This is a genomic window from Actinomyces sp. 2119, from assembly GCF_003591215.1.
In the GTDB taxonomy this organism is placed as follows: domain Bacteria; phylum Actinomycetota; class Actinomycetes; order Actinomycetales; family Actinomycetaceae; genus Actinomyces; species Actinomyces lilanjuaniae.
This window is the reverse complement of sequence record NZ_QYRR01000004.1, coordinates 289,505-313,486: the sequence shown is the minus strand read 5'-3', so window position 1 is coordinate 313,486 and position 23,982 is coordinate 289,505. Positions and strand designations below refer to the sequence as shown.

17 protein-coding genes are annotated in these 23,982 nt (G+C 65.3%); 6 read left to right on the top strand and 11 right to left on the bottom strand.

Annotated features, from left to right (window positions below; all coding sequences use genetic code 11):
* Positions 1 to 699: 699 nt before the first annotated feature.
* Complete coding sequence (locus D4740_RS06845; RefSeq protein ID WP_119836171.1) at positions 700 to 2,313, bottom strand: aspartate:alanine exchanger family transporter; 1,614 nt, start codon at positions 2,311 to 2,313, stop codon at positions 700 to 702.
* 546 nt (positions 2,314 to 2,859) lie between these two features.
* Here D4740_RS06845 and D4740_RS06840 point away from each other — a divergent pair.
* The 5 genes from D4740_RS06840 to D4740_RS06820 all read left to right on the top strand — a co-directional run bounded on the left by D4740_RS06840 (position 2,860) and on the right by D4740_RS06820 (position 8,813).
* Positions 2,860 to 4,644, top strand: coding sequence for an acetolactate synthase large subunit (locus tag D4740_RS06840; RefSeq protein WP_119836170.1), 1,785 nt, complete (start codon positions 2,860 to 2,862; stop codon positions 4,642 to 4,644).
* A 5-nt stretch (positions 4,645 to 4,649) separates the two neighbouring features.
* Entirely contained in the window at positions 4,650 to 5,162 is a 513-nt protein-coding gene (ilvN, locus tag D4740_RS06835; RefSeq protein ID WP_119836169.1) for an acetolactate synthase small subunit, read from the top strand.
* Positions 5,163 to 5,171: 9 nt separating this feature from the next.
* The gene (ilvC, locus tag D4740_RS06830; protein ID WP_119836168.1) at positions 5,172 to 6,203 is read left to right on the top strand and encodes a ketol-acid reductoisomerase; all 1,032 of its coding nucleotides are present in this window, start codon (positions 5,172 to 5,174) and stop codon (positions 6,201 to 6,203) included.
* A gap of 218 nt (positions 6,204 to 6,421) precedes the next feature.
* Positions 6,422 to 7,465, top strand: coding sequence for a 3-isopropylmalate dehydrogenase (locus D4740_RS06825; RefSeq protein ID WP_119836167.1), 1,044 nt, complete (start codon positions 6,422 to 6,424; stop codon positions 7,463 to 7,465).
* A gap of 184 nt (positions 7,466 to 7,649) precedes the next feature.
* Positions 7,650 to 8,813, top strand: a complete 1,164-nt coding sequence (locus tag D4740_RS06820; protein WP_119836166.1) for a branched-chain amino acid aminotransferase — start codon at positions 7,650 to 7,652, stop codon at positions 8,811 to 8,813.
* Between the two features lie 61 nt (positions 8,814 to 8,874).
* On the opposite strand, the gene D4740_RS06815 is transcribed toward D4740_RS06820, so the two are convergent.
* From D4740_RS06815 to D4740_RS06800, 4 genes are all read right to left on the bottom strand, one after another.
* Positions 8,875 to 10,269, bottom strand: coding sequence for a lipopolysaccharide biosynthesis protein (locus D4740_RS06815; protein ID WP_119836165.1), 1,395 nt, complete (start codon positions 10,267 to 10,269; stop codon positions 8,875 to 8,877).
* On the bottom strand, positions 10,269 to 11,339 hold the full coding sequence (locus D4740_RS06810) for a glycosyltransferase (RefSeq protein ID WP_119836164.1): 1,071 nt from the start codon (positions 11,337 to 11,339) through the stop codon (positions 10,269 to 10,271). Before D4740_RS06810 ends, D4740_RS06815 begins: the two co-directional genes overlap by 1 nt.
* Positions 11,340 to 11,521: 182 nt before the next feature.
* Complete coding sequence (locus tag D4740_RS06805; protein WP_119836163.1) at positions 11,522 to 13,096, bottom strand: O-antigen polysaccharide polymerase Wzy family protein; 1,575 nt, start codon at positions 13,094 to 13,096, stop codon at positions 11,522 to 11,524.
* Positions 13,093 to 14,283, bottom strand: a complete 1,191-nt coding sequence (locus tag D4740_RS06800; protein WP_119836162.1) for a DegT/DnrJ/EryC1/StrS aminotransferase family protein — start codon at positions 14,281 to 14,283, stop codon at positions 13,093 to 13,095. Before D4740_RS06800 ends, D4740_RS06805 begins: the two co-directional genes overlap by 4 nt.
* Positions 14,284 to 14,767: 484 nt before the next feature.
* On the opposite strand from D4740_RS06800, the gene D4740_RS06795 reads away from it, so the two are divergent.
* Positions 14,768 to 15,091 carry a hypothetical protein gene (locus D4740_RS06795; RefSeq protein ID WP_147392861.1) on the top strand — a complete coding sequence of 108 codons (324 nt, stop codon included), beginning with the start codon at positions 14,768 to 14,770 and terminating at the stop codon, positions 15,089 to 15,091.
* A 38-nt stretch (positions 15,092 to 15,129) separates the two neighbouring features.
* Here the strand turns inward: D4740_RS06795 and D4740_RS06790 are convergent, their stop codons facing one another.
* From D4740_RS06790 to D4740_RS12865, 6 genes are all read right to left on the bottom strand, one after another.
* Positions 15,130 to 16,431, bottom strand: coding sequence for a polysaccharide biosynthesis tyrosine autokinase (locus D4740_RS06790; RefSeq protein ID WP_119836160.1), 1,302 nt, complete (start codon positions 16,429 to 16,431; stop codon positions 15,130 to 15,132).
* A 69-nt stretch (positions 16,432 to 16,500) separates the two neighbouring features.
* Complete coding sequence (locus D4740_RS06785; RefSeq protein WP_119836159.1) at positions 16,501 to 18,369, bottom strand: nucleoside-diphosphate sugar epimerase/dehydratase; 1,869 nt, start codon at positions 18,367 to 18,369, stop codon at positions 16,501 to 16,503.
* An 871-nt stretch (positions 18,370 to 19,240) separates the two neighbouring features.
* On the bottom strand, positions 19,241 to 20,485 hold the full coding sequence (locus tag D4740_RS06780) for a glycosyltransferase (protein ID WP_119836158.1): 1,245 nt from the start codon (positions 20,483 to 20,485) through the stop codon (positions 19,241 to 19,243).
* Positions 20,482 to 21,783: an ATP-grasp domain-containing protein gene (locus D4740_RS06775; RefSeq protein WP_119836157.1), complete on the bottom strand. Its 1,302-nt coding sequence runs from the start codon at positions 21,781 to 21,783 to the stop codon at positions 20,482 to 20,484. The genes D4740_RS06780 and D4740_RS06775 overlap by 4 nt, the downstream gene beginning before the upstream one ends.
* A complete protein-coding gene (locus D4740_RS06770; protein WP_119836156.1) occupies positions 21,780 to 23,036 on the bottom strand; it encodes an ATP-grasp domain-containing protein in 1,257 nt (418 codons plus the stop codon). The genes D4740_RS06775 and D4740_RS06770 overlap by 4 nt, the downstream gene beginning before the upstream one ends.
* A complete protein-coding gene (locus tag D4740_RS12865) occupies positions 23,033 to 23,707 on the bottom strand; it encodes a sugar transferase (RefSeq protein ID WP_162933892.1) in 675 nt (224 codons plus the stop codon). Before D4740_RS12865 ends, D4740_RS06770 begins: the two co-directional genes overlap by 4 nt.
* Between the last annotated feature and the right edge of the window lie 275 nt (positions 23,708 to 23,982).

Here is a 23,982-nt window from a genome sequence, read left to right as displayed (position 1 = left end):
ACCCGGAAGCTAAGCCTGCCAGCGCCGATGGTACTGTCCCCGCCAGGGGACGGGAGAGCAGGACACCACCGAGCACACACCACCCCCCGCCCCGCCCCCCCCGGGGGGGGCGGGGCGGGGGAGCAAAAGAAAAAAAGGGGGGGCGCCGACACCACCCCCCCGGCCACCCCCCGGCCGCCCCTGTCGGCGACGCGGTTGACGAGGGCGCGGCCGTGAGCCGCAGGAACCACCCGCACGGGCAGCCACCCCCACCCCGACCCCGACTCTTCTCGTTGTCGTCCAGGAGCTGGTCCCCCACGAGGCACGCACCCCCCGCCCCCCCCCTTGCGGGGAGGGACCCGCCCCCTCCCCCCCCCCTTTTTTTGTGGGGCAAGGAAGGGGGGGGCGGCCCGCCCGTGCCACCACACGGACCGCGAGCCGGAGGAGCACCCCCCGGCGGCGACACGCCCCCGCACGCGCCCCCCTGCGGGTCCCCCTCAGATCCACGACCCCAGCAGCATGTGCCACCGCCACACCTCGTAGGACACCGTCGTCCCAGTCCACACACACCACCACTCATCTTCTTTGGGTATGCGTGGCGCGTCACCCGTTGTGAGTTCCGGTGGCATAAAACCTGGGGGAAGAGCATGCAGTCTGTCTCACGGCAGACGAGGACGAACGGGCCGGTCTGTGCGCCTCCGCACAGACCGGCCCGCCCAGTTACATTCCTCCGAGTAGTTGCGCAATAAAGATCTTGAGAATCATGGCGACGGGGTAGACCATGGCATAACCCAGCGCGACGCGTGGGTCAGCACCAGTGCGCTCGTTCGCGAAGGCGAGCACAGCAGGCTGAGTCTGCGCTCCTCCTAACAGTCCGGACAGACGCGTGCCGCCCATCCTGACGAGCCAGCGCATTGAGGTGTACAGGCCGCCTCCCGCTATCGTGGTCATGATAAACCCTGTTACCAGGATCCTCCACCAGTCGCCGCCTGAGAACGCTTCCGCAATTTGTCCTCCCGCTGTGACGCCCGCCCGCGCGAGGAAGATGAGCAGGCCGATTTCGGACAGAACTGCGGTCGTGGTAAAAGGAATTGCAGTGACAAAGCTGCCTATGCGACCAATGCGGCCAAAGACTAGGCCCACGAGGAGGGTTCCTGCTGCCGAGCCTATGGAAAAGGTAGCGCCTCCACCCATGGGAATCTGAAGTTCACCTATGAATATACCCAGCGCCATCCCGATGCCCAGGGCAACCGGATTGATGGCTGATAACCCGCGAGAAGAGTCGCCAAAGTATTGGGAGATCTCTTTCATCCTTCCGGTAGGGCCGACCACGCGGACCCTGTCACCTTGCTGGAGAACGAGGTCGGGCGTTCCGACCATGTCCACGTCGCCTCGGCGGACACGCGAGATTGTCGCCTCGAAACGGTGGTCGATGTCCAGATCGGCGATTGTGCGCCCGGCAAGCTTGGGGTCAGACACGGTAATGCGCCGGAAGTCCAGGTAGCGTCGGTCCTCGATAAGCGAGTGAGACGAGCCATGCCCAACAGCCTTGATGGCCTGGTTGACCGCGTCCTGGGTGCCGACGACTGTGACCAGGTCGTCCTTGAACAGACGATCGCTGTTAACTGGTCTCATGATGGGGCCTGTCTCCCCGCGGCGTAGGCGGGAGAACTTGAGCTCTCCGGAGATTCGCTCTCCGATGTCGGCGACGACCGGGCCATCCTCGCGTTCCACTCGGATGGTGCGGTTGATGAGAGGGGAGGGGGCGTCTCGGTCGCTGCGTCGATAGCGCAGGGCGAGGAGGCAGAAGAACAGCATGCCGATAACCCCGTAAAGGTATGAGACGGCATAACCAATCGTAGCGACAGCGGTCCCGTCCGGGTTGCCTGCCGCCGTCGCCGCGTTGCCTGCGGCGGCAAGCGCTGGAGTGTTGGTGAGCGCGCCAGCAAAGGTTCCGGCTATCAGAGCGGAGTCCATCCCGAGTGCTCGGCCGACTGCTACGCCTGCTGCTGCGCTTGCCGTTAGTATGACCAGCAGCAGCGCAAGGGGGCCTGCCGCCGTGCGCAGCACATGAAAAAAGTTAGGGCCTGACTGGACCCCGATGGCGAACGTAAAGATTGTGAGGCCGAGTGTGCTCAACTCGATAGGGATATTCATCTCCACGTTCACTGCGGTACCACACGCCGCCAGGGCGATACCGCAGAAGAGGACGGCTGCGGCTCCAAGGCTGACTCCTCGCACCTTCAGGTGGCCGACGAGCATGCCTACGCCGATGAGCAGGAACAGGACCAGCACCGGGGCCTCGGCCAGGTGTGTCAGGACGTCTGTAACCACAGTGGAGAGCCGCCTCTCAGGTCGTGGGCGCACGGGGCGCAGCGGTCGTGTGCATCGGACGTGGGTTATTGTGGCACCGAACTTGTCCTGGCTCTCGGACCAAGGGCCGTGATGCAGTGGTCCGAGATGCGAGGTGTGAAGGTGGGGCCTACCCTGCTGCCCTGACCCTGCCCTGACCCGCCGTGTCGGCTACGGCGGTGGCTTGTGCGGTCAGGGGCGGGACCGTCCTAGGTGGGGCCCGCACGGAGGTGGACGGGTCCAGGGCGGAGGTGTCTCGTATTTCCCTTGTCCCTGTTTCTCCGTTGCCGACTTCTCCGATACTGCCTCGGAAGGGCTGTCTAGAGCGGCGTGGGCAGGGGCTGGCGACCCTCCACCACGGGGGGCATGCCTCCGCCAGGAGGCTGATCGTCGGCGTCGCATGAGGCGTGGTCCCATATAGTGAGACTAAGCGGAGGTGGATATGGCCTTCAGTCTCGGCGTGATCTAGTCTCTGTCCCTCTGACGTCTCGTCGACGCGGTGAATCACGAGGAACAGGAGTGCGAGCGATGACACGCCACAAGGTTCCACTGGAGAAGGGCCGACAGATGATGACAGGTGCTCAGGCGCTTGTCAGGGCTCTCGAGGAGCTGGGTGTCACCGACATCTTCGGCATGCCGGGCGGCGCTATTCTGCCTTTCTACGACCCTCTGCTCACCAGTGACCGGATCCGGCACGTTCTTGTGCGCCACGAGCAGGGCGCTGGCCACGCGGCAGAGGGATACGCCATGGTGACCGGAAAGCCGGGTGTATGTGTCGTCACCTCTGGGCCGGGTGCGACCAACCTGGTCACGGCAATCGGGGACGCGCACATGGACTCCGTGCCGCTAGTCGCTATTACCGGGCAGGTCGGCAGTCGTAACATCGGCACTGACGCATTCCAGGAGGCCGACATCGTCGGTGCCACCATGCCCTTTGTCAAGCACTCATTCCTTGTCACGCGGCCAGAGGACGTCGTGCCTCGTGTCGCTGAGGCCTTCCACCTGGCTGCAACAGGACGTCCCGGACCTGTTCTTGTCGATGTCGCTAAGGACGCGCAGGAGGGGATGACGGAGTTCTCCTGGCCTCCTGAGACTGACCTTCCCGGCTACCATCTCCCCGGCAGGCCGAACCAGAGGCGTGTTATCCAGGCTGCCGAGGCTGTGGCGCACTCGGAGCGCCCTGTTCTCTACCTGGGCGGGGGTCTCAACCGAGCTGGCGTGCCCGCTGAGCAGCTGACTGAGCTCATCGACCTCATCGGCGCGCCTTTTGTAACCACGCTCACGGCGCTGGACGTGATGCCCTCGGACCACCCGCTCAACCTCAGGATGCCCGGGATGCACGGGACGGTAGCGGCTGTGGGCTCCCTGCAGCGTGCTGATCTTATCGTCTCTCTGGGGGCGCGCTTCGACGACAGGGTCACGGGTAGACCTGCCAGCTTCGCCCCTCGCGCTGCGGTCGTCCATGTGGATATCGATCCTGCGGAGATATCGAAGATACGAGCAGCGGACGTCCCTATCGTCGGTGACCTGACTGACGTCGTACCGGCCCTGACCGCGGAGGTCCGGGATCTGTTTGGCAGGGAGGGTCGTGTTGACATAGGTCCGTGGCGCACTGAGGTGGAGCGTATCGTCGCCACCTATCCCACTGACTGGACGGATACCGATGACGGTCTTCTCCAGCCTCAGGAGGTGATCAACCACCTGGTCGGAGCCGCAGCCGAGGACACGATCTGGGTCACGGGTGTCGGCCAGCACCAGATGTGGGCCGCTCACTACCTGCGCTTCAATCGGCAGCACACGTGGCTGACCTCGGCAGGAGCCGGGACGATGGGCTACGGCGTTCCTGCTGCTATGGGGGCCAAGCGGGCCTGCCCGGACCGTCCTGTGTGGCTGATTGACGGCGACGGCTGCTTCCAGATGACGAACCAGGAGTTGGCTACCTGCGCCCTCAACGACATCCCGATCAAGGTCGCGGTCATCAACAACTCCTCACTAGGTATGGTCCGGCAGTGGCAGACCCTGTTCTATGGTGAGCGCTACTCCAGCACCGACCTTCACACTGGTGCGGACACGGTGCGTGTTCCTGACTTCGTCAGGCTGGCTGAGGCATATGGTGCGGTGGGGCTGCGCTGTGATCGGCTGGAAGACGTTGACGACGTTATCGCACAGGCCAACTCCATCAACGACAGACCGGTTGTCATTGACTTCATCGTGTCAGCAGATGCCCAGGTATGGCCGATGGTGGCTGCTGGTGTGTCCAACGACGAGATCCAGCACGCTCGGGGCATGAGCCCCCAGTGGGAAGAGGAGTGAGGTACGTGAGCCAGAAGCACACGCTGTCCGTCCTAGTGGAGAACAAGCCCGGCGTCCTCACGCGTGTCTCAGCCCTGTTCACGCGCCGCGGCTTCAACATTCACTCCCTGGCTGTCGGACCTACTGAGCACGAGGACGTGTCGCGCATTACGGTGATCGCTGACACCGAAGGACTTGCCATGGAGCAGGTCATCAAGCAGTTGAACAAGCTTGTGAATGTCCTCAAGATCGTCGAGCTTGAGCCCGATACGTCGGTAGCGCGTGAGCTCTACCTGGTTAAGGTGCGAGCTGACGACTCCAACCGGACGGCGGTCCTGCAGGTCGTTGACCTGTTCCGAGCGCACGTCGTTGACGTGGCCCCGTCGTCGGTCGTTATTGAGACTGTCGGCTCAGAGTCCAAGGTCAGGGCGCTGCTGACGGCGCTGGAGCCGTATGGTGTCAAGGAGATTGTCCAGTCCGGTACCGTAGCCATTACGCGTGGTCCGCGTTCCATCACCGACCAGCTCAAGGAGAAGTGAGAATCAACCATGGCAGCTGAGAAGTTCTACGAGGATGATGCCGACCTCTCCGTCATCCAGTCCAAGAAGGTCGCCGTTATCGGCTACGGTTCCCAGGGGCACGCCCACGCCCTGAACCTGCGCGACTCCGGGGTCGAGGTGGCTGTGGGGCTGAGAGAAGGGTCGTCCTCTGTGGCCAAGGCCCAGGAGGCGGGGCTTCCTGTCAAGACTGTGGCAGAGGCAACAGCGTGGGCTGACGTCGTTGTCGTCCTGGCGCCGGACCAGGTGCAGGCCACGCTGTACTCCACTGAGATCGAGCCTCACATCAGGCCCGGCTCGGCTCTTCTGTTCTCCCACGGCTTCAATATCCACTTCGGCTACATCAAGCCGTCGGATGACATCGACGTCGTCATGGTCGCTCCCAAGGGCCCAGGGCACACGGTACGTCGTGAGTTCGAGGCTGGTCGCGGCGTGCCGGTCCTGGTCTGTGTGGAGCAGGACTCCTCCGGCTCGGCCTGGGACCTGGTGCTGTCCTATGCCAAGGCTGTGGGTGGGACCCGGGCGGGTGCGATCAGGACGACGTTCCGTGAGGAGACCGAGACGGACCTCTTTGGTGAGCAGGCAGTTCTGTGCGGAGGCGTCTCCCAGCTGATCCAGTACGGCTTCGAGACCCTCACGGAGGCTGGCTACCAGCCTGAGATGGCCTACTTTGAGGTCTGCCACGAGCTGAAGCTCATTGTGGATCTTATTGTCGAGGGTGGCATCTCCAAGCAGCGCTGGTCCTGCTCCGACACGGCGGAGTATGGTGACTACATTTCGGGGCCGCGGGTCATCACCCCAGACGTGAAGGAGCACATGAAGGAGGTTCTCTCCGATATCCAGGACGGGACCTTTGCCAAGCGTTTCATGGATGACCAGGCCGCGGGTGCCCCGGAGTTCAAGAAGCTGCGGGCTGCTGGCGAGTCGCATCCCATTGAGGCGACAGGACGCGAGGTGCGTTCCATGTTCGCCTGGCGGGCGGACGTGGACAAGGACTACACAGAGGGTTCTGTCGCGCGCTGAGACCGGTCACGGCCGCCTCGCTTCTGGTCTGGTTCTGCCAGAACAAGGCCGGTGCTGGACAGAGGCGAGGCGGTGTCCCGGTGCTCCTACCGTCCCGATACGTGCAGCGGCGTCCCCGAGATGCAGCACTGAGGACTGCTGAACGTGACCCCGCTACCCTTCAACCCACCATCTGAGACCGCTGCCCACCTGCCGTTCCCGCAGCGTAGGCTTCCGACATGACGACGATCAGCCTGGCAGTTATTCCTGGTGACGGCATCGGCAAGGAGGTCGTCCCTGAGGGCATGAAGGTTCTGGACGCCGTCCTCAAAGGTGCAGGTGTGGACCTGGTGACCTCGTACTACGACCTAGGCGCCGAGCGCTGGCACCGTACCGGTGAGACGCTCACGGACGACGACCTGGAGTCCATCAAGCAGCATGACGCGATCCTCCTTGGTTCTGTGGGGGACCCGTCTGTGCCTTCGGGGATTCTGGAGCGCGGGCTGCTGCTGCGCCTGCGATTTGCCTTGGACCACTACGTCAACCTGCGTCCGTCCCGGTACTACCCGGGTGTTCCGACACCGCTGGCTGATCCTGGTGAGATCGACTTTGTCGTGGTCAGGGAGGGAACAGAAGGACTGTACTGCGGTAATGGTGGGACAGTCCGTGCGGAAACCCCTCAGGAGATTGCGACAGAGGTGAGTGTCAACACGGCCTTCGGGGTGGAGCGTGTGGTGCGGTACGCCTTCGCCAAGGCCGCGGTCCGGCCTGCGCGGCATCTGACCCTGGTCCACAAGCACAACGTCCTCGTCTATGCTGGCGACCTGTGGCGTCGCACCGTAGAGGCGGTCTCTGTGGACTATCCTGAGGTCCAGGTTGACTATGCCCACGTGGACGCTGCCACAATTTACATGGTCACCGACCCGGGACGTTTTGACGTCATCGTCACCGACAACCTGTTCGGGGACATCCTCACCGACGAGGCAGGTGCGGTTACTGGCGGCATCGGGCTGGCGGCATCGGGCAACATCAACCCGACAGGCGACTTCCCGTCAATGTTTGAGCCGGTGCACGGGTCTGCTCCGGACATTGCAGGACAGGGGATCGCGGATCCCACTGCTACAGTCCTGGCTGTAGCACTCATGCTGGACCACCTCGGTCACCAGAAGGCGGCGCAACGGGTGGAGGCTGCTGTCGAGCAGGATATGAGGACGCGTGTCGGCACTGTGAGCCGCTCCACCAGCGATATTGGTGACGCTATCGCTGAGGCGGTAGGTCGCTAGGCCGGAGTGAGTACAAGAAGTCGGGGCACAAAGAATTGCTCTATGCACAGCGCAGTGAGAACTGCCCTTGGACCTGGTAGGGATCAGGGCCGCGGCCGGTGGCCGCTGATGATGAGGTAGGCCGACGGCGCCAGAATCCGAGAAGCGCTGCTACGCGGAGGCTCGCGGCGGTAGAGTGTATCTCATGACCGAGACTGCTGGCTCCGCCTACGACCGTCCGTCCACGCCTCTGGAGCATGCTGCGGCCGCCCCGGTGCCAGATGCTGACTCCCTGGCGGGTCGTTTCGTGCTGAATCGTAGTGCCAGTCCTGCCTCGGCTGCCGAGCGGGCGCAGGCGCTTCAGGACCTGCACTTCGGCTCGGCCTTTACGGACCACATGGTGCACGCCCGGTGGACTCGTGCGGCTGGGTGGCAGGACCACGCGGTCATCCCCTACGCTCCTGTGACCCTCTCCCCGGCGGCGGCGGTCTTGCACTATGCCCAGGAGGTTTTTGAAGGTATCAAGGCTTACCGCCATGCCGACGGGACGGTGTGGACGTTTCGGCCCCGGTACAACGCGGTACGCATGAACGCCTCGGCACGCCGCATGGCCCTTCCTGAGCTACCCGAGGAGGACTTCATCGCCTCCTTGGTGGACCTGGTCCGCGTGGAGCACCTCTGGGTCCCTGAGGGCGCTGGGGAGTCCTTGTACCTGCGCCCCTTTGCTTTTGCCTCCGAGCCCTTCCTGGGAGTACGGGCCTCCGAGGTGGTGGACTACTACGTCATCGCTTCTCCGGCGGGCAGCTACTTCCCGCACGGGCTGGAACCGCTCAGCATCTGGGTCACGACGGGGTACCACCGGGCGGGACGGGGTGGAACCGGGGCGGCCAAGACGGGAGGGAACTACGCGTCCTCGCTGCTGCCCCAGCAGGAGGCCTACTCCCAGGGCTGCGACCAGGTCTGCTTCCTTGACGACGTGACCCGGAGCAGCGTCGAGGAGCTGGGGGGCATGAACATCATGGTCGTCAATGCTGACGGCACAGTACGTACTCCGCGACTTACCGGCACCATCCTTGAAGGCTCGACCCGATCGGCTATCATGACGCTGCTTCGGGAGGAGGGGCGCCCCGTAGTCGAGGAGACCATCACCCTGGCCGGGCTGCTGGAGGACATCCGTGATGGGCAGGTGTCGGAGGTCTTTGCCTGCGGAACGGCTGCGGTAGTAGTGCCGATCGGTCGGCTGGCAGGTGAGGACTTCGAGGTCACGATTGCCGGGAGTCAGGTGTCGCGGCAGGTATACGAGCGCCTGACGGGAATCCAGTACGGCACACGCGAGGACACTCATGGCTGGATGTACCGGCTGGTCTGATCTGCCTTTACGCTCTCTGCTCTGCGGGTGGCCCGTCTGGGGGGAGCGCTGCAGCTGTCTGTCACAGACTTGTTCTCCGTCCATCTCGCTCGTTGCGGGTCATGCGCACCAGGGCGTACCCGCAGGCGGCCAGGACGACGACGCCCATAAGGACATTGGCATAGGTGCCGCCGAGCTGGAAGACCAGCATGGAGGTTAAGACCACGCCAATGGCGGCAGAAGGTCCCCGGTAGTCCACTCGCATGCCGATCTCTCTGCGAAGACGGTAGAGCATGTAGGCGATACCTGAGCTGTAGCCGACAACGGTGGACAGGCAGGCACCGACGAGGCCTCCCAACTGGACCATGGGTACGACACACACCATGTTGACCGCCCCCGCAATCCCGATGGCCCACAGGGTCTCCCTGTTCTTCTCGATCGCGTAGAAGATGTTCACCATGAAGTTGGAGTACCCGCTGAGCGTTGACACAGCGAGAGCAAACGGGACGACCGTCATCGCCTGCGAGTACTGGGGGTCAGTGACCAGCGGGAACACGATCTTCATAGCAGGGACAAGCAGGGCCAGGCCTAGGAACAGCGCCGTTCCGTAGACAGCCGTGGCGCGCCCGAAGAACTCGCTATGTGCCCGCGACCTCTCAAAGGCGAGGTCCTGCCAGGCGTAGGTCATGGCCATGATGACGAGCATCATGACTGAGCCGAAGCGCATGGCAATGGCGAACAGGCCGTTCTGGGACAGGTCAAGGACCGCGCCAACCACGGCACGGTTCATGGAGTTGATGGTCCAGTAGACGAGGGCGTTGAGCCCAACCGGTACGGCCAGGACCAGCATGGACCTGGCTGAGGGCACCACTCCCCACCCCCAGTCGCTGGTCAGCATCTTTCTCAGGACCCCCGCGCGGAGTTCGATATAGGCGATCTCGCACAAAAAGGCGACGATCGTGGACACGTAGAGGGCTCGGAAGTCCCAGGAGAGACCGACCAGAAGAAGGACGTTCATGGCCATCATGACTAGGGAGGCGATCACCCCGGAGATGGCGTAGTCCCAGTTGCGCCTCATACCGCGGCAGGCGTGCTTGTACACGTACTCGATGTTCTGGACGATGCCAAGGAGTGCGATCAGGCCGATGTACCTGATGTCGAGCAGCAGCGTCGTGGCGACAAGAAGCAGTATATAGGCGGCTGTCGAGCCGAGGAATACAAGCGACCCCGCCTGCAGCGCCCGGACCTCCTCCTTCCTGCTCTTGTACATCTGTCTCAGGATGACCACCCATATGTTCAGGAAGAGCCCTTCACATATAACGGTCAGGTAGGTGATGCTGAGATCGTAGTAGCCGAAGTCGGCGGGAGGGACGACCGCCGTGTACAGCGGGAGCATGATGAAGGCGATCAGCTTTGACAGGACTGTTCCCAGTACAAAGATTCCTGAGTTCCTCAGGAACCGCCATAGCGTCCCCATCACGACTCCTTCGGTGTATCTGCTGCGAGAAGCTCCTGAAACCGGGGAAGTGCGGTTCCGGCGTCGAACGGTGAGCCCTTGACGGCATTTGGTCGCCTGGGTGACGCGCCGGGATCCACGGCTGCGATAGCCTGAGCCCACGGCGCAGGCCCCCTTGCCAGGTCCAGTACCGTGACCTGTCCGCCGACCTGTGCGCTGGTGCTGACTGCTTGTGACAGGAGCAGCGGCAGCCCGGCCGCCTGGGCCTCAAGCGCTGTGTAGGGCAGGCCCTCAAAGGTCGAGGGAAGAATCATGACGTCCGCAGCCTGCAGGAGGTCAGGTACGTCCTTGCGGGGGCCTAGAAAAGTGACCATGTGGTCGAGGGACATCCTCTGGACGTCAGCAGCGAGGTTCTCACGGTAGGGCCCGTCACCGCACAGGAGCAGCTGGGCGCGTACCCCCATGGCTCGTAGCTCCTCCATAATGCGAAGGTCGAAGGCGTGGTTCTTTGCCGGCCCCAGTCGTGCGACGTGGACAACGGCTCTCTCCTGAGGGTGCAGCCCCAGTTGCCTGCGCACGCGGGCACGCCGGTCCGCGTCGAAGGAGAAGGGGTCTGGGTCGAAGATGTTGGGAACGAACGTCCACGCCGTGTCGCCGAAGAGCCACTGTGCCGCCTCCGCCGAGCAGGCGTAGCGGCGATTTGCGTACAGACCGGTGAGTGGGCGCTGGAGGTGGTGAAGTATACCTGACACCCTCCCCGACATATTTGCCGACGAGTGGGAGTGAAGTACTCGCACTGGTACTCCGACTGCCCTGGCGGCGACAAGAGGCTCGATACTGCTGATAACCGTCTGGTGGAGCCACACGGCGTGAAAGCCTCCTGTGCGCACCAGCCGGGATACTGCGCGCACGTAGCCTATGGGGTGCTGCCGCCTTGCGGGGACCCTGGCTATCCTGGCGCCGAGCGCCAGGAGCTCCTCCTGGTGTGCCACGTCGTCACGGTCCACCAGGAAGGTAAAGCTGTAGCTGTCCTTGAGCAGGCGGAACGCGGAGAGGATAAACGCCTCCTTGCCTCCGGCGTTCTCGGTCATGCCGCCGACAAGCACCCGGAGACGGTCTGGTGAGCTAGATGACGAGGCCTGAGCCACGTGGCGTACCTTCTTTCTGGAGCTTTCTGGGGACTTGTCGAGGCTGGAACTGGAAGGTGTACCCTCTGGGCGCTCTGCGGAAGCCAGACGTGCGGACGTGGTGGGAGCTGCTGTGCTGCTGCGTCCTACGCTGTCCTGCCACGTTGCCTGAGGAGCCGCCTGCGGGGCCGGTAGCCGATCTGTCTCCTGCTTCTGAGGGTCTCCATGCCGCGGGATATCCACACGACCCCGACTATGGTGGCCAGCGCCATGATCGTGGTCGGGGCCACCAGGACGCCGATGAAGTCAGCGGCCGGGCCGCGGGGCAGCCATATCAGTGACGGAAGCATGAGCATGCGCAGGGAGTTGGAGATGTAGGAGGTGCTGGCCAGCCCGTCGACGTAGCGCAGCACGGCACCGACGACGAGGGCGAGGCCGAGGACGCCAGCCATCCCGTACTGGACGTAGCCCTCGGCAAGGTAGGACGTCCCGGTGCTCACCCCGGTCAGGTAGGCATGGTCGCCCAGGGCGATGCGGGACAGTGAGTGCGACAGCGACCCTCCTATCTCTGCCCGCTCGAAGGAGTTTCCTTGCAGGGAGGGTAGGCCGAGGAGACGTCCGACCAGGCCGTAGTGGGCGAAGTAGGCCAGGTAGAACTGCTCGGGGAGGCGGTCGCCGAACACCACGACGTTGTCGATTACCCGCACGGAGACCCCCTGGTTGTAGAGGAACTCCACGATGGAAGAGGAGCTGCCGTTGCCACGGAGGCTCTCCATAGCCGTGAACAGGAGCATCAGGGCCGCGGCGCTCAGGGAAGCGGTCAGGGCCGTGCGCCGGGTAAACCATCCCTTACCCGGGTCTATCCGGTTGCGCAGAACGACGTAGCACACGACGATGATTGCGAACACGGTGAACTCCCGGCGCACACCCACCATGAGGTACAGGCTCTTGATGACGGCCAGCAGGGACGTGGGCAGGATCATCTCGTTGCGCGACGGCATCGTGGCCAGGTAGATGAGGTAGGCGATAAACGCGAAGTCGGAGGAGTACTCCCCGAGCAGGTTGAGGATCCCCGAGTTCTGGTCGATGTAGTCGGTGGTGTAGAGGCTGAGGTACCCCGAGATGCCGGTCCTGGCGATCGTGGAGACCAGCCAGAACGTGCTGATCGGAAAGCTGAGGACAATGACGGCCAAGGAGGCGGACCTGACGTGTGCCCGGTCGTGCAGCGCCTGGGCAGCCCACGACCGGGCACGTATGACGGCTGCCCTGCCGCGCTGGCTGCTGCTGCGTGCGGCGGCGACGTAGCGTGGCATCCCGGGGAGGCCGGCAAGGAAGTACCCTGCTGCGGATGCTGCCAGACCAACCAGAAGAATAGTGACGGTCGTCGGAAGCGCGGCGGGCTCGGCGCGCGAGGAGGAGTAGTGAAAGACTCGCTCCAAGGTCGCCTGGCTGAGAAGCAGCAGGAAGAAGGAGACAAGGAACCCGCTGAAGAACACGGAGCGCCGTCGAGGGCTCAGGCTGTACAAGAGCAGGTTGAGCCACAGGAACAGCAGGCCGCCCCACCGCCAGTCGCACTGCCCCCACAAGATCATAAAGGTCAGGGCCAGGTTCGCGGTCAGGACCCTGAGCGCCCGCTGGCCCGGGGGCGCCTGCCTACTGGCTGACGGAGCTGCGGTGGTGCTGCGTGGTACCAGGGAGGACCTAGGCGCGAGCAGGCTCATCGTGATCCTGGCAGTGCCGTACGTGCTGCGTGGCACACCCGGGCGATGTCGTCGTCGGTCAGTGCCATGTGCAGGGGCAGGGTCACCTCCGTGGCGTAGAAGGAGGCCGCGTGCGGGTACCGGCTGATGTCGAGGCCGAGCCTCTTGTAGGCAGTCAGCATGGGCAGTGGCTTGTAGTGGACGTTTGTCGCGACACCACAGTGCCGCATCTGGTCGATGAAGGCGTTGCGCTCCTCGACGCCAGGCACGGGAAGCGTAGCGATCGCAAGGTGGGCGCTGGATCGCAGTCCGGGCTGCTGGTGGGGGAGCAGGGTGATACCGGTGTCGCTGAGCCCTTCCTGGTACAGCGACACCATCTTCAGCCGACGCTCGACAATACTGTCATAGCGTGCCAGCTGGGACAGCCCCAGCGCGGCCAGGACGTCGGGCATGTTGGCCTTCCAGCCCAGGACCTCGATGTCGTACTCCCACGACGTCCCCGTGGTCTTGGCTAGTGCGTCCTTGGACTGACCGTGAAGGGACAGCAGGCGCAGCGAGCGCTCGATGTCGTCATGGTCGGCGGGCAGCCCGGTGCGCCACTGCAGCGCCCCGCCCTCGGCGGTGGTCAGGTTCTTGACGGCGTGAAAGGAAAAGGCAGTAAGATCTGCCACCTCGCCCACGGCAGCGTGGTCCAGGCGCGCTCCCAGGGAGTGGGCGGCGTCGGCAATGAGGACTGGACGATCCAGCCGCTGCTGCAGGCCCCCGGCACGGCTGCCCTGCCCGGTGAGGGCTTCAGCCAGGGGCCTGGTGTCGAAGGGGACACCGGCCAGGTCGACGGTGATGACGGCCTTGGTCCTGGGTGATACAGCAGCGAGAACTCGCTCGGGCGAGGGGGTGCAGGAGCCTGGCTCGGTGTCCACCACGACGATGGACGCACCCACGTGGTGGACCACGGCGGCGGTGGCTGTGTAGGTGTAGGCGGGGACGATAACCTCGTCGCCGGGGCCGACGTCGCACAGTCTCAGGGCCAGCTCGAGAGCGGCCGTCGCCGAGCTGAGGGTCACGGTGCCTGCGCAGCCGGTGTAGGCCGTCAGGGCGGCCTCGAACTCGCGCCCGACGGGGCCTGTCGTGATCCAGCCGGAGCGCAGTACCGAGACGACAGCCTCAATGTCGTCCTCGGTCAGGGTAGGTGGGGAGAATGGGATCATGACGTCACTCCTCAGTCGGTGTCGGTGCTGGATGCTGCCTCGTGGGTGTCCTCACCATGGGCGGCCCAGGACGGGCACGGCTGCGGGGACGCCTCAGTGCTGGCACGGAGCGGTGACGACGTTGTCTGACTGTGCTGATCTCGATCGGATGTCTCCGTTCATGTTGCGGTGGTTGCTGCGGAGCCGGTGCTATAGCATCTTCTCGGTTTGGCCATAGGTCTTGGCCGCACCATGTATGACGTGTACGAAGGAAGCTCTGCACTATGGGTAGACGGGCGCTCGCGGTGGTTGGGCTGCAGCCTGCCGCGGCAGGCTGCAGCGACAGCCAGGACATCTGGGACGGGACACGGGGATGAGCGTGACACCGTCGGCACAGCCACCACAGGCAGTATCGCCAGGACACAGCGGAGTCAGAGGCGGCGTGGTGGCGGCGCCCGCGTCGGTACCAGGCAGGCCCGCGCGCCGTGCGGAGCGGACCTTTCACGTGCTTGTTGTCGCACAGGGCGACTGTGGCCCGCTCCTGGAGACAGCTGCCGAGGCGGCTCAGGTCCTGCGTCGGCTCGGTGTCGACGTGCGTGTCAGGGCGCGTGGCCTCCCCGGCGTCGACAGCGCCTGCCTGCAGTGGGCCGACAGTGTCCTCCTGCAGCAGGCCCGCCCCGACGGGGCTGCCAGTGCCGCGCAGGTCAGTGCGTGGATCGGGGCGGTCCAGGACTCCGGTAGGACCGTCGTGTGCTGCCAGCCCGGGGAGCCCGACAGCCTTGCCCTGCGGTGGCTGGCAGGAGGGACCGGAGTCACCCCTGCGGGGTAGCCCCCGGTCGACCGTCCCGACCGTGTCGCGATCGTTCTTCATGCCGCCTCGTTGAACTCTCCGTACCGTACCCGCGACAGGAACGACGAGGGCACGTCGTTGAGCACGACCCCGCTTATCTCGTGGCTCTCGCGTCGCAGGGCCTCGGTGGCGTGCTCCAGCTGGTCGGTCGTGGTCTGCTTGAAGCGGGCGACGACGACGATGCGGTCGACCAGCCGGGAGACGAGAAGGCCCTCGGCACCTGGGTAGAGGGCGGGTCCGGCGACAATGACGCAGCGGTCCCGGGACAGCACCGACAAGGCCTCCTCCATACGAGGGGATGCCAGCAGTGCTGTCGGGTCCGAGGCGGCGGCTCCAGCCTTCATCACCAGAAGACCTGGCACCTCGGAGCCTGCTACGGCGTCACTCAGGCGGCTCTTGCCCTGGAGCACCTCCGACAGGCCCGGTTCTGTCAGGGGGCGTCCCGTCTCTGTGCTGCGCATCCTGGCATCGACCAGGACGGTGGGCTGGCCGGCCAGCGCCGTGGCTCGTGCCAGCTCCAGGGCAACTTTCCAGGCACCGCAGTCTCCGGCAGCCGAGGCTACTAGCACCGTGCGAGCAGGCAGGCGTCCCGAGCCTGTGTAGAGCACCAGCTCTCGGATCCTGGCCAGCAGGCGGTCCGTGTCCCGTGTCAGCTTGACAGGAAGGGCACCTAGTGCAGGAGACTCAGCAGCGCGTGAAGCCTCTCCGATGCTCTGAAGGCGGTTGTCCATGACCGAGGCCCCGAACACGAGGAGGAAGCCCACCAGAAGGCCCCCGACGGCTCCGAGGCCGATGTAGCGCCCCGGTGAGGGGCTGACGGACACGCCCGAGAGCTCCGCCGACGCCAGGGGGACGACTGTCACGGGTGACACCTCGCCCTCCAGCCCCCTGATCTCCTCCGCTGAGTGAGTAATCACGGCGTCGGCGATCTGCAGGGCGTCCTCCCGGGAGGAGGCTGTCACCGTCACGTTGATTGTTACCGTACCGGTGACGTTGGTGGCCGTGATGTTGGAGGCCAGCTGCTCCGGTGTCTCGTCGAGACCCAGGTCGTTGATGACTGCCTGGGCCAGCCGTGTCGAGGTGAAGATCGGGACGACAGCGGTTGCCTTCTTCTCCGCGAGGTCGGCTGCGTCGGAGTACCTCGTCGTCATGGTGTCCTCGTCACTGACGGCGACGGACACGTAGGCGCTTGAGCTGGCGGTGTAGGTGGTGGGCGTGAGGTAGAGGAGCCCGGCTGCCACGAGGACGCCTAGCACGGGCAGCAGGAGGACTGTGCCGATGCGTCGCCGTGCCAGCGCGAGAAGATCCCAGAGTTCCATGGTCGAGGTCAGGTCCTGTTCTGTGGGTCCGTGTCGTGGAGGTGCAGGTGGCGGGGCAACGGGGCGGAGTTAGTGCGAGACTGCCTCGTGCGACATGGCGACAGGCTGGGCCTGCTCCTCCTGCTGTGCGGCGGTGATGTCCTTGGCGTCCTTCTCGACGTGCCTGGCGTCGGCCGCAGCGCCGTAGGCCCACTCCCGGACTGTGTCGAGCCTGTGCGGGGCGACCGGCTCCACCCGTACGTGGCTGATAAGAGGGTGGAAGGGGCGGATGCCGTCCTCGTCGGTGGCGATGAGGTCCTCAGACAGCTTCTCGCCCGGTCGCAGGCCGGTGAACTCGACCTCCACGTCGTTGCCCGACTGGGCGATGAGCCTCTGGGCGACGTCAAGGATCCGGACGGGCTCCCCCATGTCCAGGACCATCGTGTCCCCAGGGCGGCCGATGGCTCCGGCGTGGAGGACCAGCTGGCACGCCTCGGGGATAGTCATGAAGTACCTCTCCACCCGCGGGTCGGTCACCGTGACGGGGCCGCCGCTGTCGATCTGGTGCTTGAAGGTCCACAGCATCGAGCCGCGTGAGCCCAGGACGTTGCCGAACCGGACCGAGACGAAGCGCAGCCCGTTCTCCAGGGCGATAGAGGTGGTCATCTGCTCGGCGACGTGCTTCGTGCGCCCCAGGACCGAGGTTGGGTCGGCCGCTTTGTCAGTGGAGATGTTGACCAGGGTCGTCACGGCTGTCTCCTCGGAGAGCTCCAGGACGTTCTTCGTGCCAAGCACGTTGGTCTTCCACCCCTCGTCAGGGTACTGCTCCAGCAGCGGCAGGTGCTTGAGGGCCGCGGCGTGGAAGACCACCTCGGGACGGTGCTCCTGGAACACCTGGCGCAGGGCCTCCTTGTCACGGATGTCGCACAGGACGATGTCCCGCGTGTCCAGCAGGCCCTTGTTGTAGATGTCCAGCTGGATCGTGTGGAGAGCGGACTCGTCACGGTCGAGCAGCACAAGGTCCCGTGGGCCGATACGGTGCAGCTGGCGGGCGATCTCGGACCCGATCGAGCCCCCTGCGCCGGTGACCAGCACCGACCTGCCCGCGACGTAGTCGCTGATCCTTGACAGGTCGATGTGGACCTCGCGCCTGCCCAGCACGTCAGTCAGGTCGATGTCCTTGATGTCTGAGAACTGGATCCGGCGTCGGGCGATCTCGCGCACCGGCACGATGGTCATCGTCTTGATCCCGTTGCGGGCGCACTCCTGCGTGACCTGCTTGAGCCGCTCGGTGGGAAGGTCGGCGATCGCGATGATCACGGTGCGTACGTCCTTCTGCTGGCAGCAGGAGACCAGCGAGTCGATGGTGCCCAGGACAGGCACGCCGTGCAGACGCAGGTACTTCTTCGTCGTGTCGTCGTCGACCAGACCGACAGGGACGAAGGGGGATGCGGCGTCGTTCTTGGTCAGGCGGACGATCTGCCCGCCGACCTCCCCGGCTCCCAGGATGATGACCCGGTCCCGGTTGTGCGCGGCGCGCTGGTAGGCCTGTGCCCTGGCGTAGGTACGGCTCACCCGCACGGTGAAGCGTGCCAGCAGGGCGATAGCCAGGCTGGCCCAGGGGATCGCCACGATGGCGAGCACAGAGACTGTCTGGTTGGTGGCGGCTGACCACACGGTGACGGCTAGTGCGCCTGCCAGCGTGGCGACGGCGTACTGGCAGGCAAGCGCGGTGGCCTCCTCGAAGGAGGCGGTGCGGAACCGCCTCCGGTAGGTGAGCAGGACCAGTCTCCCCAGCAGCAGGTTTGTTGCCGCTGCGGTGAGCAGGAACACGATGATGGCGACGGTAGGGAGGGCTGCTGGGGTGGTATTGAGGCCGTGCACCATGAGCCCCGACACGATCCAGCCCAGTGTGTCGGTCGTCGGGGCGATGACGGCCTGCCTGTTGCTGATCCTCATCTGCTGAATACTCGCTTTCGGGTCCCGGGTCGCCTGGTGGCGACCTGCGCTGTGTGCTGCTGCGCTCCGGGTGCATAGCGTGCCGACGACCGGCAGGGTCCGGTCGGGGCGGCCGGGCAGCGCCAGGAAGGGGGCAGTAACATCACCATAACTATGTCACACTTTCTGGGTGGGGCAATGTATCTGTCTGGGAGAAGTCCGACAGCGGTGTTCTATGCGGCCCTTGACCGGCTGATCTGCGTGAAGAACGTCCTGCTGGTACCTGGATTCATTCACGGCGCTTCTCTCGCGGTGATGTCCGTGGTGTTTTTTGCCACACCGTTGTGCCGCGAGGGTCTCCTGGCTCTCGGTTTCGGCAGGTCGGCTCCTTCTGCCGCTGTTACTCCCGCCTTGGCGCCCCTACGTCTGGTGCTGTCGTTCGGGCTGTGCCCGCCGGGCTCCTGTCGGCGTGTCGCGCCAGACTAAAACGGGTGCACCTGCTCCTGTCGCCGGAGCTGACCCTATCAGCAGTTCAATGGTCGAGTGTTCTCTCTGGAAATTTTGAGCGTTATTTCAGTGGGCGGTCACGGAATTGTGTTTCATGCCCCACTGGTCGCATTTCTGGTTGAGGAAACCTCTAAATGTGGCGGTTGCCTGGTCCGCTCTCCTGCTGATCAAGTGTCGATGAAAAGAATGCGGTGTGATGCCTGTCTTTGCTTGTGCGGGTTGTTTAGCGGGCACCGTATCTGGAAGGATCTGACAGCTGTGCCCTGGTTGTGGTGGTGGAATCCGCGGGCGTTGTGCAGGTGCTGCTGCTACAAGCCGGGTGGCGGCTGTCCCCACCCACCACCGACCCCCGGTGGTGGGTGGGGACAGCCGCCACCCTGGGGTGCTACCGGTGGCTGAGCCCCGTGAGCTCCGCCGCGAAGGTCGTGTACAGGTGCCGAGCGTCGCAACGCTCCTGCCAGGTACGGCGGGCCGCCTGGCGCAGCCGCGTGTAGTCACCGTCATCCATGGTGGCTATGCGCTCCACGGCCTGTCGGACCTGCTCGGGGGAGGGGTCGGCGGGAAGCAGGATGCCGTTGACCCCGTCGAGGACGATCTCCCCGGTGCCGCCGACGTCCGTGGCGATGACTGGTATCCCGGTGGACATGGCCTCCATGATTGAGACGGGGACGCCCTCCGAGGAGCTGACGTTGACCAGGACGTGGCGCGCCTGGGCGACGTAGCTCTTGACGAGCTGGGTGTTGCTTACGAACCCGTGCAGCCTGAGCGACACGTGCGGGGGAAGGAGAGAGCGCGCCCTGTGCTCGAGGCTGTTCCGTAGCGGCCCCTCGCCGAAGTGCTCCCACTCGACAGGGTGCCGGGATCCCGCTAGGGCCTCGAGGAGGAGCTCGAGACGCTTGACCGGGGTGATGGTGGAGCAGCTGACAACCCTCAGGGGGGACCGTGACGGCCACTGCGACGCGGTGCCGTGGTCGGTGGTGCCCAGTCGCGCAACGACGGTCCTGTCCCTGGCCCAGGGGAACCTGCTGACGAGGTAGTTCCTGCCGTGGTCGGCGATGCAGTAGATCTTTCCCAGGTGGGTGACAGTGTGCTCACGCAGTGGCAGGTACTCCGTAGGTGCCAGCTCCTCGTACAGGTCGGCGCGGTGCGCCCGTGCTACCGAGACTGATTGCGGGAAGTGGCGACGCAGCAGCCAGGCGAGGTAGGGCTGGTAGTTGAAGCGGTAGGAGTAGAACACGATCTCGTCGTCACGGGCGCCTGCCTGCCTCAGGAGACGACGGCAGACCCGGGCCTCGTGGTGGGCGCGGCTGAGGAACACGAACAGGGTCACCACCCGTGCGGCGCTGAGGCGCCCGGTGCGGCGCAGATGACGCAGCTCCTTGTAGAGGTTGACGTCTGGCAGGACGCGAATGGAGGCCAGCAGGTAGAAGACCCGGGACCGGAAGGCGATCGGGTGTGCCCGCATGCTGGCGTAGGGCAGCGAGCGCCTGCGCAGCCGCTGGTCCGCACGCACCGACAGGGACATGACCTCGACCGCGTCGAAGCTGTCCATGTACTCCAGCTCGGTCTCCAGGAAGGTCTCCCAGGTGCCGAAGGGGAAGGCGTTGGCAAGAAGGACCAGGCGCCTCATGACCGTGTCCCCGGCGTGGAGACTGTCTCACCTGTCCGTGCACCTGTTCCCGCGTTGTCCGTGGCCAGGACCACCTGCGCGTCAATGTAGGCGGCACGCTCGCGGCACTCTGCCAGGGTGGATCCTCGAACCACCACCTGGCCCAGACAGTCGTTGGAGGAGGTGAACCCCTCCAGGACGTCGCCCACGTTCGTGAAGACCTGCAGGTCGGTGACCCACCCGGGCAGCCTGTCGGGACGGTGGATGCCGGTGACGGTGCCCCGGGCATCGGCGTCGATGAGCATGATGGCCAGCGCAGCGCCGTCCCAGGGGGAGCGGCCCCGCCACGTCTCCAGCACGTCAAGGTCCAGCGCCTCGCGAGCGACCATCTCGTAGTAGTCCAGGCCGTAGACCGTCGACATGAGCTCGGGCAGGCCGTTGGCGCCGGCACGTCCAGTCAGCTCGATGAGGTGCACGACGCCGTCGCATTCCATGAGGTCGACGTTGACCGCGCAGTTACGCAGACCTAGAGCGCTGACGGCCTGCCGGACGACTCGGTCGGCCTGCTCCAGCAGCCCAGGGTCGGCCTCCATGGGGACGTGGTGGCCCACAGGTACGGGCACCTCTCCCGGAGCGAGGTCGTCACCGTGGACGGTGACGTGGAGCACCTGGTCGTCGTGGACGAAGGCCTGTGCGCCGAACTCGCGTCCTGTCAGGAGACGCTCGATGATGACGCGTCCGCTTCTGCTGAGGCTGGCGGCTGTGCTCCAGGCCTGTGCCGCCTCCTGAGGCGTGTCCACCATGAAGACTCCGCTGGAGCCCTGAAGGTCGGTGGCCTTGACTACTGCGGGCAGGCCAGTGCGTTCCAGCGCGGGACCAACCTGCTCACAGGAGGAGACCGCCACGTAGGCTGCTGTCGGGACACCCGCCTGCGCCAGCCGCTTCTTCATCGCCAGCTTGTCGGAGCACAGGCGTGCGGCCTGGCGGCTCAGGCCTCGCAGTCCCAGGGTGTCCGCCACCGCGCCCAGAGCCTCCAGCCCGGTGTCCAGGCAGCTGGTGGCGACCGCGTCGACCCCGGCCTGCCGGGCGGCATCCACGACGTCGTCGACAGCGAGGATGTCAGCGGCCAGGACCTCGTCGGCCTCGGCGATCCCGGGCAGGTGCGGCTCGACGCGGGTGGCGACGACCGCGGTGGCTCCCAGGCGCCTGACGGCGCGAATGAGGCCGGTCTGCCCGCGTCCCGCGCCGATGACAAGGACGCGGCGCCCTGAGGCCGGGCCCTGGCGTGCTCCCTGGCGGTGCTGTTCTGGGGTGCTCATGGCTGTACCTCCACGGTGATGAGATTCCTGGCCGCCTCGCAGATACGCGCTGCGTCGTCGTGGTCCTTCCCCTGGGCGATGACCACACCGACGCGGTCGGTGCTTGAGTGCAGGCCACCGATGCGCTGTCCCGCCCGGGCGAGGGGAAGTACCTCTCGCACACCAGGTAGCCCATGTGCCTGGGTGAGGCCACGGAAGCCGACGAGCGTCCCCTGGGGGGCGTCAAGGAAGCGCACCGCCCCGCCCTGCGGTCGCGGCATGGGGGGATCGATGGGCTCCCCGCAGGCCTGGCGCAGCACCAGGCCGATAAAGTCCACCCCGGTGGTCAGCGGGACCAGGTGGGAGGCAACGAAGTCCCCGGCCATTCGTGCGCCCAGCTCGACGAGCCGAGGTCCGGTCGAGGTCAGGATCATCTCGATGTGAGCCGGTCCGTCCGTGATTCCTGTCGCCTCGACCGTGTCCTGGACAAGGCTGGTGACAGCTGCGGTGGTCGGGGCGTCCAGGACAGCGGGCTGTGTGTGCCCGGTCTCAATGAAGTGCGGTGCGCCGGTCGTAGCCTTGTCAGTGAGGGCGACGACATGGGCGGTGCCAGCGATGCACAGGACCTCGCAGCTGATCTCGGGGCCGGTGAGGAGCTCCTCGACTAGGACCTGTCCCGATGGCGAGACGTCCCTGGTGACTCTCCTGGTGTAGTCAAGGGCAGTGGGCAGCTGGTCAGCGGAGCTGACCTGGATGACTCCTCTGCTGCCGGAGGAGTCCAGGGGCTTGAGGATGCAGGGCAGGCCGATCTGGGCAACCGCCTCCTCCAGCTCTGCCATCCCGGAGACGGTCCTGAACGCGGGGTGGGGTAGGGAGGCGTCGGCGAAGGCCTGGGCCATGACCGCCTTGTCAGTACAGGTCAGTGCCGTGGTCGGGGAGACGCCAGGCAGCCCCAGTGCCTGTGCTACAGCGGCAATGGTGCGTACCGGCATGTCGGTACCCACGGTCGCGACGCCGTGGATGTCGTGGGCACGTGCGACGTCGAGGACGGTGTCGATGTCGTTGGTGCTGACGGCGTGGAACTCCTCCGCCAGGCAGACCCCTGGCGCCGCAGGATCCATGTCCACGACAACAGGCCGCATGCCGAGGTCGCGGGCGCGGCGAATCATAGGAACCTGCAGCAGCGAGGCGCCCAGGATCAGGACCCGCTGCCCGTGGTGGTCTGCGGCAGGCGGAGGCGGGCTGCCGGGCAGGCTGCCAGGGGCGGTGGTCATCGGTTCTCCTCGGTGTAGACCTGCTCCCGTGCCAAGACAGTGCGCAGTGTGCGCGCTAGAATCCTCAGGTCCAGGCCCAGGGACAGGTGGTCCACGTAGTAGCAGTCGGCTGCGTAGCGTTCCTCCAGGGAGGAGGAGTTGCGGTAGAAGGCCTGGTTGTAGCCGGTGATCCCCGGTCTCACGGACAGCCGCCGTCGTTCGTCAGGTCCCATGCTCTCCAGGGGCTTGGTGGCGAGGTTGGGGCGGGGGCCGATGAGGCTCATCTCCCCCCTGAGGACGTTGATGATCTGCGGCACCTCATCGACAGAGGTCAGGCGCAGCACCCTGCCCACGCGCGTGACTCTCGAGTCGTGACGGCTGGCCAGCGTAGAGGAGTCCGCGTTGCGTACGTCGCGTGCACCCACGGACATGGAGCGGAACTTGACGATCCTGAAGGGCGTGCCCCGTCGACCCCACCGCTCCTGCCGAAAGAAGACCGGCCCGCGGTCGTCCAGCGCGACGGCAAGACCGACGCCGATGGTGAGTACGCCAAGAGCAGGCAGGGTGGCCACAGCCGCCGCCAGGTCCACGGCGCGCTTTCCGTAGCGGGCGTAGAAGGAGCCTGACTCTGTCCAGGTGGTGCCGGTGCCGCTCGGTCGTGACAGCACGTCCCTTGTGTCGCTGGTGGTCACGTCGCCTGCCTCTCTTGTGCTGGTCCCGTTCGTAGGGGAGTCCCCGCTGCTCCGGCCGTGGCCTGGGGCACCGCGTGCCCCTTGTGCCACAGAGGTGACCGGTTCGTGATAATTCATTGCGAGTGTACACGGAGAAATCTGGAGCGGGCTCAGGGGCAGGAGGCCGACGTCCCGGTGTGTCGTGCCCAGGTGCGTCGGGAGCGACTCCTGCGTCTGCTCCGGGGCTCCGTTGGTGCGGGGAGTGACCGCTGTCGGCACCAGGGCCGACCACGTGC

Bases quoted from the DNA above. Each gene is read 5' to 3' on its own strand.
- D4740_RS06805 (WP_119836163.1), bottom strand. From the start codon at position 13,096: ATGAGCCTGCTCGCGCCTAGGTCCTCCCTGGTACCACGCAGCACCACC.
- D4740_RS06840 (WP_119836170.1), top strand. From the start codon at position 2,860: ATGACACGCCACAAGGTTCCACTGGAGAAGGGCCGACAGATGATGACA.
- ilvC (WP_119836168.1), top strand. From the start codon at position 5,172: ATGGCAGCTGAGAAGTTCTACGAGGATGATGCCGACCTCTCCGTCATC.
- D4740_RS06785 (WP_119836159.1), bottom strand. From the start codon at position 18,369: ATGAGGATCAGCAACAGGCAGGCCGTCATCGCCCCGACGACCGACACA.
- D4740_RS06815 (WP_119836165.1), bottom strand. From the start codon at position 10,269: ATGGGGACGCTATGGCGGTTCCTGAGGAACTCAGGAATCTTTGTACTG.
- D4740_RS06780 (WP_119836158.1), bottom strand. From the start codon at position 20,485: ATGAGGCGCCTGGTCCTTCTTGCCAACGCCTTCCCCTTCGGCACCTGG.
- D4740_RS06770 (WP_119836156.1), bottom strand. From the start codon at position 23,036: ATGACCACCGCCCCTGGCAGCCTGCCCGGCAGCCCGCCTCCGCCTGCC.
- D4740_RS06800 (WP_119836162.1), bottom strand. From the start codon at position 14,283: ATGATCCCATTCTCCCCACCTACCCTGACCGAGGACGACATTGAGGCT.
- D4740_RS06810 (WP_119836164.1), bottom strand. From the start codon at position 11,339: ATGACCGAGAACGCCGGAGGCAAGGAGGCGTTTATCCTCTCCGCGTTC.
- D4740_RS06775 (WP_119836157.1), bottom strand. From the start codon at position 21,783: ATGAGCACCCCAGAACAGCACCGCCAGGGAGCACGCCAGGGCCCGGCC.
- D4740_RS06825 (WP_119836167.1), top strand. From the start codon at position 6,422: ATGACGACGATCAGCCTGGCAGTTATTCCTGGTGACGGCATCGGCAAG.
- D4740_RS06790 (WP_119836160.1), bottom strand. From the start codon at position 16,431: ATGGAACTCTGGGATCTTCTCGCGCTGGCACGGCGACGCATCGGCACA.
- D4740_RS06820 (WP_119836166.1), top strand. From the start codon at position 7,650: ATGACCGAGACTGCTGGCTCCGCCTACGACCGTCCGTCCACGCCTCTG.